Source organism: Melghirimyces thermohalophilus (assembly GCF_900102685.1).
GTDB lineage: Bacteria > Bacillota > Bacilli > Thermoactinomycetales > DSM-45169 > Melghirimyces > Melghirimyces thermohalophilus.
Genome location: NZ_FMZA01000022.1, coordinates 45,520 through 55,863, shown reverse-complemented (window position 1 = coordinate 55,863; position 10,344 = coordinate 45,520). Strand labels below are relative to the sequence as shown.

The following is a 10,344-nucleotide window of genomic DNA, read 5'->3' as shown; positions in this document are numbered from 1 at the left end:
ACGGGATCAGTTTGAGAAGATCATGAGCTACCTGGATATCGGCAAACAGGAAGGGGCCAAGGTGCTGACTGGTGGTCAGGCTTTTAAAAACGAACAATATCCGGATGGGTTTTATGTGCAGCCCACCGTTTTCGAAGGAAACAATAAAATGCGGATCTTCCAGGAAGAGATCTTCGGACCGGTGGTTTCGGTCACCACCTTTAAAGATGAGAAGGAGCTTTTGGAGATCGCCAACGACACCCTGTATGGGCTGGGTGCTGGGCTCTGGTCTCGGGATACGCACCAAGCCTACCAGATCGCTCGTCAAATCGAGGCCGGCCGGGTCTGGGTCAACTGCTACCACCAGTACCCCGCCCACGCCGCTTTCGGCGGATACAAGCAATCGGGTATCGGCCGGGAGACTCACAAGATGATGCTGGAACACTATCAGCAGACGAAAAATCTCCTCATCTCCTACGATCAAAACCCCACCGGGTTGTTCTGATCCGAAAAAGGGGGGACATGAGGGAGGGGACCTCCTTTTCACTGGAATTTCCTCCTGAGTCTTCGGTTCATAAATCCACTCCCGACCTTTTACAATCGACTGGAGACTCCTCGATACAAGGTTTAAGAAACAAAAATGGCCCGCACTGTCATGAGGCGGGTCATTTCTTTTTTTCTTTTCTCTTCATCTCTTTCTTTAAATTCTTTAACGATTCATACTGACTTATTTTCCGATAAAGGGTTGTACGGCTGATCCCTAACAGCCGGGAGGATTCGGAAATATTACAGTTGGTTTTCTCCAATACCTCGCGTATCGTTTTCTCTTCTTGGTTTTCTAATAAAAAACCTTGCTTCATGTTCATTTGAGGATGATCAATGTCACTGGCCGAAATTACCCTGGATTTCCGTAATATAAAGGCGTTATAACAGGCTTGCCGGACAACCTGCTTCAGCTCCCGCACATTCCCCGGCCAATGGTACATCGTCAATTTTTTCATCCCCAAATCGTCGAGGTAAAGGTAGTCGGCCTCCAACTCATTGGCCATTTCCTCTAGGAAAAAGTCGATCATCTGCGGGATATCCTCCCGTTCCCGAAGAGGGGGGATCCGTATCTCAAACTCACACAAACGATAATACAGATCAGATCGGAAGGTCCCCTTCTGAATCTCGACGGGAAGGTCCCGATTCGTCGCGGCTACGATGCGAACATCGACTGGACGCGGACGGTGACCGCCAATCCGGGTGACGTGCTTTTCTTCTAAAACTCTTAGTAGAACCGTTTGTGAGGCTAAGGGGAGTTCCCCGATTTCGTCGAGAAAAAGAGTTCCTTGATCGGCTGCCTCAAACTTTCCCTTTTTCCCTTCTTTATGTGCCCCAGTAAACGCTCCTTTTTCATACCCGAACAACTCAGATTCGATAAGATTCTCTGGGAGCGCTCCGCAATTTACAACTAAGAAAGGCCCATTTCTTCCGCCCGAGTTATGGATGGTACGAGCCACCCAGTCTTTTCCCGAACCAGTTTCTCCTTGGATTAAGACGGTAGCTTTGGTTGGAGCGATCGCTTGAGCAATATTTAATGCTTTTTTCATTTTTTCGCATTCACTAACGAAATGGGAATCAATTTCATTTTTGGATTTTCGTCGGGGGATGGGTTTTACCATTCCGTGGTATAATCTTTTTCGATTGTCTAAAACTGCATGGACCATCCACTTGGTTTGTTTATCATTCTCTACAGACTTTAACGACACGACCCTAGAACTGTAACCGTTGGAGGACAAAATTTCATCGGTTTCTTCTTGAAACCAGTTGGATAATGGTTTCCCTATGCACTCCTGTATCGACTGCCCTAGCATTTTGGCAGCCTGTCTATTTAACCTTGTTATGACGCCGTCTTGATTTACCGATAGCAAAGGCTGGTGGTGTTCGTTTAATAACAGATTATTTTCATTCAAAGCTAAGGTAAGCTCATTTTTTGTCTGTTGAAGGGTCAATCTGGCTTCACATGCTTGTGCTGCAGCAACCACCATTCCCAAGGTGTGGGGATGATGAGACCGTGCATCTCCACTAACATCTAAAATACAAAGCAGTTCTCCCGTCGGTGAATATATAGGAGCCGCGTAGCAGGATAAAAAGTGATTTTCTTTACAAAAGTGTTCGTCCCCCACGACACTGATCGGTTTTTTTTCAAAAATAGCTGTCCCAATCGCATTGGTTCCTTTGACACTCTCATCCCAATTTGCTCCTGTATCTAACCAAACGTTTTTAGCTCGTTCAGAAAAAGGAGGCTCTCCCCAAGCACTAACAATATAACTATCGGAATCCGAGACAATCACCATGAACTCTGATTGTTTAAATTGTAGAAAAAGGTGCTCGAGAATGTCATCCGTAGCTTGAAAAAACTCTCTCAAGTTGTCTTGGCGATCCTTTAACTCTCCTCCTTTAAGAATATCGTTTACAGCACGATGTCGTTCAACTCCAAGTTCACGACTTCGTTCCCAAGACTGTTTGATTGGTTGATGACGATCAGGAAACATAGAACCCCTCCTTCACCACTACATTATAAATTCCCAATCTTTGAACGGACAAAAGTGTAACAAATTGTAACGTTGTTCTGTAAATGGCCAATATGTGTTTTTGAATATACGCAATACTAGTAAGAATCCCATTTGGCATGTTATTTGCAAACCTTTAGGGTAACTTCTCATATAAGGAGGAAGTATTTTATGGGTAAAAAGATGCAAGCTGCCGTGGTTCACGATTTTTCAAAGCCTTTAAGTGTAGAAGAGGTGGACTTGCCGGATCCTCTCGCTAACCAAGCCAGCGTAAAGATCGAAACCTCAGGATTGTGTCACACGGACATCCATGCTGCTCATGGAGATTGGCCAATCAAACCGAAGCTCCCCTTAATTCCCGGGCATGAAGGAGTTGGCATCGTCGAAAGCTTAGGGAAAAATGTTAGAAGCGGAATTAAAGAAGGGGATCGGGTGGCCATTCCATGGTTGGGTTATGCATGTGGCTACTGCGAGTACTGCACATCTGGATGGGAAACTTTGTGTGAAGATCAATTAAATACTGGTTATGCGATCGATGGGACCTTTGCGGAATACGCCAACGCTTACGCTGATCAAGTAGTAAAAATACCGAAAGGCGTCGACTCGATGGAAGCAGCCCCTCTAATTTGTGCGGGGGTCACCACATATAAAGCGGTAAAGGTGGCTGGCACACGCCCTTCAGACTTGGTTGCAGTTTTTGGAATTGGTGGGCTGGGTCATCTGGCTTTGCAATATGCCAAAATAGCTGGAGCATCTGTAGTTGCGGTCGATCTATTTGAAGAGAAACTCAGTTTGGCAAAAGAGCTCGGGGCGGATTATACAGTTAATGCCCGAACCCAAGACCCGGTAGAGGAAATCAAAAAACTGGGAGGGGCCGACCAAGCCATCTGTGTGGCGGTAGCACCCCAAGCCTTTGAACAAGCTTATCACTCCTTGCGCCGAGGTGGAAAAGTTGTCTTTGTGGCTCTTCCAAAAGACAATGATGTAAGACTGCCCATTTTTGAAACCGTTCTTAATGGAGTTTCAGTTCTTGGATCTATTGTTGGGACAAGGGTGGACCTAAAGGAAGTATTTGAACTTCATGCGGCCGGAAAAACCCGAGTCGTTCACGAAAAACGGCATTTGCATGATGTCAACGAGGCGTTGAAAGAAGTGGAAGAAGGAAAAGCCAAGGCAAGGCTAGTTTTTGAGATGTAATTCAATGTAATTAGGCCAAGGAGGTCAAGATGAAGGAATCCCTTATTCCCCGGGTAACAGCTTCTGAAAAAGCAAAATGTTATATTTATAATTGGGCAAAATCTTATACGGACCCTTTTTTGCATCAATTTGAGTTAAATCAATCCCCGCTTATGTTGTCGTTTCAAAAATATCAACCCGGTTCCGAGGATGTCCTATTCGGGGAGTTAGAGGGCCTTCCGGTCTTGGTGACAGGATCATATTGACTTTGTTTTTGCCATTCAAACATGGAATACCTGTACAAATAAAGGGCACTGTCGAGCTTAATGACAGTGCCCTTTATTAATGGCTCATTTTTTAACCCCGATAAACAAGCCTCCTCTTTTTAATGCAGTATCAATTTTGCTGTTTGTTCGTTTTTTTCTGTTCTCCAAATTTTGATTTCATTTTGGATCCCTCCTTCACCCACAATAAAATATTCCTTAAAAAGCCTTCGATAATGTAAGGAGTTTTATCTCATTAGGGTACAGTTAAATGGGATATTCCTTAGCCTTGATATCATAGAGCCTGTACGTGTCTTAATTACTTGTCTAAAAAATCCTCGCCATCTGGCGAGGATATGTTGAAATTCTTTGCTTAGTCCCACTACGTTAATCTAAAACGCCCTCCGGCCTTTTAAAGTCCAGGGGGCTCTTTATATCCCACTATGTTAATCAAAAACCCCTTCGAGTTGAAATGCCGTAAACCTTGCCATTAAAGATTTCTAATGTTATACAATAGTCTAATTTCGCAGTAAAGGTGGGGTCTATTTTTGGAAAGGCTTCAGTTATTCAATCGGATCCCTTATGCCGTGGTGGTGGAAAGCGATCTTCTAGTTGCTTTGGGACCCATCTCTAGACAGATTATTATATAAAGAATCCTTAACATTTCGAGCCAAGGACAATATACTAATGTAAAGATCCCTTTACCATAAAAGGGGGAGTAAATTGGTCAAAAACCGAATTCGCGAGCTGCGAAAGACTCGAAAACTGACGCAAGAACAATTGGCACTGGATCTGCAAGTGACACGACAAACCATCATCGCAATTGAGGGAAACCGTTATAATCCAAGCTTGGAGTTGGCATTGAAAATTGCAAATTATTTCGATCTACCGGTTGATCAAATTTTCACTCTCACAAAGGAGGATTGATGAAATGGATACTGCTTGGATTTTGTTCTTCATCGCGTTCATCGGCTCTGCATCGGTGTCTTTCATCTTTAAGAAAAAAAGACAAAGGTCCCAAGCTCCAGAAGTGGATGAACGTGTTTTAAACTTGTTTCAAGTCTATATACTACGTACGCTGATTGGAAGTGGATCAGTCGGTGTCATTCTTTTGGCCACCTTTGACATTATGGGCTATCAAAGTCTTCCCTTAAGTTACATTTGGATTTACTTATTGGCTACCATGTTTGCTCTAAGTATATGTTCCTTTTTAGCCAAAAAAATAGGGAGAGGGGAAAATTTCCCCTCTTAATCATTTTAACAGAACAGATCGATAGCATTTGCACAATTAGCAATTGCTGCGTAAATAACAGCACATCCTATACCAGGGAGTCCTCCAGCAAAGAAGGACATAGCACAAACACTACTTATCCCATGACCGGCCATGAACCACACATTGTAGATACATATGTTACGCAGTCAGCCATTGTATTGACTTCATCATCTTTGGCTGATTTTCTCTCATCCCAAAGTTTCTGTATTTCCTCCGGTTTGATCTCTTGGTTGTTTGTTAGATCAAGGCCGGCTGATTGGTCCTCCGCCCTTTCGAGAACGGAAAACATAGTCCCCGGGGAGCCCCTATTTGAATTGCCTTGTGCACGTTCCAAAGACGCGCAGGAGAAAAACTCCGACGCGCCTCTTTGATCTGTCTAATTTTCCATTTCATCGAATAGCTCCGGGTCCAAGTACTGGGCGATTTCATGCTGTCCATTTTCAATGTAATCCTTAAGTACTTGTTCCTGTTCTTCAGTTGATAAACGGTCATACGCCAATTGGACCGCATCTTTCTCCTCATCATCTATAATCTCCTGGTTGATTTCTGCAATGTCCTCTTCACTGATGGTTACGGGGGCTTCTTCTTCTAAGATTGTGAGATCATCCTGTGCGGAAGTCACTGCCCTTCGGGGATCTGCAGGTCCCTCATTTTCAAGGGCATCCAATACAAAGAGGTATGATGGCTTATGATAAACAATCCCTATATGCCCTGGTCCTACGCCTCCCAAATGATCTTGAATCGTAATATTGGATACCTGATCTTCCGGTCCATCAAGAAAGCCTCTCGTATAAGGCGTAACAATGCCATCTCTCTTAGTAGTGATATTCGTATATGAAACATCTCCAGGTGTTTCCTCACCTTCATTCAGTTCTTCCAAAAAATCGGAACCAGCAAGCTGTTGCTGGATTGCTTCAATATCAGTGATTAAACTTACTAATCCAGTGAGCCTTCTAAAACCTAGTAATCCATCTGTCCCGTGATTCGATGGAGCGAAGGCAATCAAGTCGTCCACATTTTCATCGCCTTCCATAAACTTCATATAGTATCTTGGCATCATTCCGCCTTGGCTATGGCCTATGATATCTACTTGATCGGACCCCGTGAGTTCAAGGACATTATTAATAAACGCTTGTAACTCCTGGGCAGATTCTTCGATAGGTCCTGTGGAAGGACCCAATAATGTCTGACCATAATTCATGGCATAAACACAATAATCTCTGTCTGCAAGTTCAGGGGATAAAGCGAGAAAGTTATACGAACTTCTTTCAAATGTACCCGGCACGAGAATTATAGGGTTCTTCCCTTCCTCCAATGTACACTCCGGGTCATTTGCACCCGGTGGAGGGAGGCCTTGGGCATTCAAAAATTCAGCGGCACCTTCTGCTCCTAGATCAAAATCCTTTTTTTCATTTGCTTCCGAAACATTCACTAATAAAGGCGCTAAAGCAAAGAGCGTCAGTAAAGCGACGATCAATGGTTTTAGACGCACTGGCAGAAAACCTCCTTCCCGAGCAAAAGATTAAGAATATTATTGAAACATATCCTATCATGGCCGATGATAGATTTACAACCCTTTGGGCGGATCACTTTTTTGTGACATAACGTACACAACCACATGAACCACTTGCACGATTAGCACAAGCAATGGGATTGTTTCCGTCATCGGCATCACCTCCTTTCTGCGGAACCCTAACTGCAGAAAAGGAGGGTCGCCGCCTCCGCCTCAGGCCGTTCCAACCCCGATGTAGTTCCTCGCCTAAGATTTCAACATTCAAATCCAAAATCCTGCCAGTTACGCTACCGATGATCGCTGTCGGCAGCGGCCGCCATCCCGGGCCCGCCGCCGATGATCGGCTGTCAGTACCTTGGCTGCCACCCTAGAGACCGCCACCGGTGACTGCCGCCGCCTGCTGGCTCACCCCAGGGGGGCAGATCCGATGATCGCCGCCAGCAACTGTGGCCGCCGCAGGCTATTGGTCCTGCGAGGAGTCACCAGGTATCGGGAAACGACGGGGTTACTTACGAACAATGTAAATACGTATCTCCTATTTTAAGTATAAAATATAAATAGGATAAGATATAGACTGTTTATTCTAAGTGCTAAGTTCTAGAATTTATACATATATTGATAATTGAAAGGGAGAATTGAAATGAGCCCTTATGTTGTCAGTTTTCGGGAGATCGATAAAACGCAACTTTTGTTTGTCGGAGGAAAAGGGTTGAATTTAGGAGAACTATCAAAGATTCACGGAATACAAGTGCCTGAAGGATTTTGTGTTACGACAGAAGCCTATCAAAAAGCCATCGAACAAAACGAAACGTTTCAAGCTTTGTTGGATCAACTAACCATGCTAACCATAGAGGATCGAGAGCAGATTGGTGAAATCAGCAGGAAAATTCGAAAAATCATTATGGAAGTAGAGATTCCTTCTGATGTGGTGAACGCTGTTGCTCACTATCTCTCCCAGTTTGGAGATGAACATGCTTATGCAGTGCGTTCCAGTGCGACTCATGAAGATCTACCACATGCCTCTTTTGCTGGTCAACAAGACACCTACTTAAATATTATCGGAAAAAAAGCCATCTTGCAGCATATCCGCAAATGTTGGGCTTCCCTATTTACGGATCGTGCCGTGATGTACCGCATGCAAAATGGATTTGACCACAGCCTAGTCTATTTATCCGTCATCATTCAACGGATGGTTTTCCCACAGACATCAGGGATTTTATTTACCGCTGATCCGATTACTTCTAACCGAAAACTGCTATCCATCGATGCCAGTTTTGGACTTGGAGAAGCACTGGTCTCAGGCTTGGTCTCTGCCGATTGTTATAAAGTACAGGAAGAGGAAATCGTCGATAAGAGGATAGCAACCAAAAAATTGGCTATCTATGGACGAAAAGAAGGCGGAACAGAGACACAACAGATCGATCCGGATCAGCAAAAGACACAGACACTTACTGATCAACAGATTTTACAACTGGCACGCATCGGAAGACAGATCGAGACTTATTTTGGCCAGCCACAAGATATCGAATGGTGTTTGGTTGATGATACATTTTATATTGTCCAGAGTCGTCCCATCACGACTTTATACCCCATCCCTGAAGCGAATGACGAAGAAAATCACGTCTATGTATCTGTTGGTCATCAACAAATGATGACCGACCCCATGAAACCATTGGGATTGTCTTTTTTCCTGTTAACGACTCCTGCCCCCATGCGCAAAGCGGGCGGAAGATTATTTGTTGATGTTACAGATATGCTGGCTTCGCCTGCCGGTAGAAAAACAATAATAGATAAATTGGGGAAATCTGATCCGCTCATCAAAGACGCACTTATGACCATCGTAGAGCGAGGAGATTTTATCAAATCGTCACCGGATGATAAGGAAGAACAGAGTCCCGGTAAACGGAATAAGGATATGTCGTCTTCGGATTTTGAAGCACAAATCGAAAACAACCTAAAAGTTGTTTCTGAATCGATTAAGAGTAGTCAAGCATCGATAGAAGAGCTAAAAGAAAACATCCAAACGAAAACGGGATCAGATTTAATTGATTTTATCAAAGAAGATATCCCGCAATTAAAAAAGTTTTTATTTGACCCACATATGGGTGTGATTATGGATGCGATGGAAGCTTCATCATGGATCAATGAAAAAATGGAAAAGTGGTTAGGTGAAAAAAACGTAGCAGATACACTTTCTCAATCCGTACCAAACAATATCACTTCGGAAATGGGTCTTGAGCTTCTGGATGTCGCCGATGCGATTCGTCCTTATCCGGAAGTCGTTGATTATTTACAACATGTAAAAGAGGATCATTTTTTGGATGAACTGGTTCAGTTTGAGGGTGGACAAAAAGCCCGAGATGCCATCATAGCTTATCTCAACAAATACGGAATGCGATGTGTCGGAGAAATCGATATGACTAGACCCCGTTGGAGCGAAAAACCGATTACACTTGTCCCCATGATACTCAGTAACATCAAAAACTTCGAGCCTGGTGAAAGCAAGCGAAAATTTGAGCACGGGCGACGTGTTGCTTTGAAAAAAGAGCAAGAGTTAATCGATCGATTGAAGCAATTACCGGATGGTGAACAAAAGGCCAAGGAAACAAAGCGAATGATCGACCTCATCCGGAATTTCAGCGGGTTTAGGGAATATCCCAAATACAGTATGATTCATCGCTATTTCATTTATAAGCAGGCTTTACTGAAAGAAGCCGAAAGACTCGTACAAGAGGGGGTTATTCATGAAAAAGAAGATATATACTATCTCACGTTTGAGGAACTTCGTGAAGTCGTACGCACAAATAAACTGGATGACCAGATTGTAAGCCGTCGAAAAGGCGAGTACAAATTCTATGAAAAACTCACTCCCCCGCGTGTGATCACGTCTGATGGTGAAATCATTGCGGGTGAGTACAAACGAGAAAATCTCCCAGCCGAAGCGATTGCAGGTCTACCTGTTTCTTCTGGGATCATAGAGGGACGAGCGCGTGTCATCTTAAACATGGAAGATGCTGATCTAGAAGATGGAGATATCTTAGTCACCGCCTTTACCGACCCTAGTTGGACACCACTTTTTGTATCCATTAAAGGCCTAGTCACCGAAGTGGGTGGACTGATGACCCATGGAGCAGTTATCGCACGTGAATATGGCTTGCCAGCAGTTATCGGTGTAGAAAATGCCACCAAGCTGATTAAAGATGGAGAACGGATCCGAGTCAATGGAACCGATGGGTATATCGAAATACTGTGATCCCTAGATACATCCAGATAGAATATGGTTCTTCCCCCATCCGAATAACTATTTTTAAATCGCATGGATTTTTCAGAAAGGGATCATTTTGAATGAAGAGGTCATTTGCATCATGATGTTATGGTCTAGGGAACAATCGTTTGTATACGGACAACCACCCCCGACCTTCTATTCGGCCGGGGGTGGTTGTTTTCTTGTCTTAGACAGTTGCGATGCTAGCTTTCATCAGCTTGCCGTCCAGGGGCTTCTGACTTGCTCCATCCGTTGGGCGTGGTCGATCCGTTTTTTGCAGGTCGGTTTATGGCCCCTTCCCCCATCAGTGGAACTTGTGG

At 44.1% G+C, this 10,344-nt stretch carries 8 protein-coding genes; 6 read left to right on the top strand and 2 right to left on the bottom strand.

Features of this window, described 5'->3' with window-relative positions; translation table 11 throughout:
* Positions 1-484: aldehyde dehydrogenase family protein (locus BLP91_RS14500; RefSeq protein ID WP_143003558.1), on the top strand; the 484-nt coding region annotated here is incomplete at its 5' end.
* Positions 485-644: 160 nt separating this feature from the next.
* Here BLP91_RS14500 and BLP91_RS14495 read toward each other — a convergent pair.
* Entirely contained in the window at positions 645-2,516 is a 1,872-nt protein-coding gene (locus tag BLP91_RS14495) for a sigma-54-dependent Fis family transcriptional regulator (RefSeq protein WP_091572639.1), read from the bottom strand.
* A gap of 201 nt (positions 2,517-2,717) precedes the next feature.
* On the opposite strand from BLP91_RS14495, the gene adhP reads away from it, so the two are divergent.
* The 3 genes from adhP to BLP91_RS14475 all read left to right on the top strand — a co-directional run bounded on the left by adhP (position 2,718) and on the right by BLP91_RS14475 (position 5,225).
* Positions 2,718-3,731, top strand: a complete 1,014-nt coding sequence (gene adhP, locus BLP91_RS14490; protein ID WP_091572659.1) for an alcohol dehydrogenase AdhP — start codon at positions 2,718-2,720, stop codon at positions 3,729-3,731.
* A gap of 965 nt (positions 3,732-4,696) precedes the next feature.
* Positions 4,697-4,900 carry a helix-turn-helix transcriptional regulator gene (locus tag BLP91_RS14480; protein WP_091572634.1) on the top strand — a complete coding sequence of 68 codons (204 nt, stop codon included), beginning with the start codon at positions 4,697-4,699 and terminating at the stop codon, positions 4,898-4,900.
* A 4-nt stretch (positions 4,901-4,904) separates the two neighbouring features.
* A complete protein-coding gene (locus BLP91_RS14475) occupies positions 4,905-5,225 on the top strand; it encodes a hypothetical protein (RefSeq protein ID WP_091572630.1) in 321 nt (106 codons plus the stop codon).
* Between the two features lie 397 nt (positions 5,226-5,622).
* On the opposite strand, the gene BLP91_RS14465 is transcribed toward BLP91_RS14475, so the two are convergent.
* On the bottom strand, positions 5,623-6,738 hold the full coding sequence (locus BLP91_RS14465) for an esterase/lipase family protein (protein WP_176758014.1): 1,116 nt from the start codon (positions 6,736-6,738) through the stop codon (positions 5,623-5,625).
* A 376-nt stretch (positions 6,739-7,114) separates the two neighbouring features.
* Here BLP91_RS14465 and BLP91_RS16440 point away from each other — a divergent pair, with 376 nt between their 5' ends.
* Both BLP91_RS16440 and ppsA read left to right on the top strand, forming a co-directional pair.
* The gene (locus tag BLP91_RS16440; RefSeq protein ID WP_143003568.1) at positions 7,115-7,303 is read left to right on the top strand and encodes a hypothetical protein; all 189 of its coding nucleotides are present in this window, start codon (positions 7,115-7,117) and stop codon (positions 7,301-7,303) included.
* Between the two features lie 96 nt (positions 7,304-7,399).
* Complete coding sequence (ppsA, locus tag BLP91_RS14460) at positions 7,400-10,012, top strand: phosphoenolpyruvate synthase (RefSeq protein WP_091572622.1); 2,613 nt, start codon at positions 7,400-7,402, stop codon at positions 10,010-10,012.
* Positions 10,013-10,344: the final 332 nt, after the last annotated feature.

Coding starts and splice junctions, on each gene's coding strand:
- BLP91_RS14495 (WP_091572639.1), bottom strand. CDS start 2,516: ATGTTTCCTGATCGTCATCAACCAATCAAACAGTCTTGGGAACGAAGT.
- adhP (WP_091572659.1), top strand. CDS start 2,718: ATGCAAGCTGCCGTGGTTCACGATTTTTCAAAGCCTTTAAGTGTAGAA.
- BLP91_RS14475 (WP_091572630.1), top strand. CDS start 4,905: ATGGATACTGCTTGGATTTTGTTCTTCATCGCGTTCATCGGCTCTGCA.
- ppsA (WP_091572622.1), top strand. CDS start 7,400: ATGAGCCCTTATGTTGTCAGTTTTCGGGAGATCGATAAAACGCAACTT.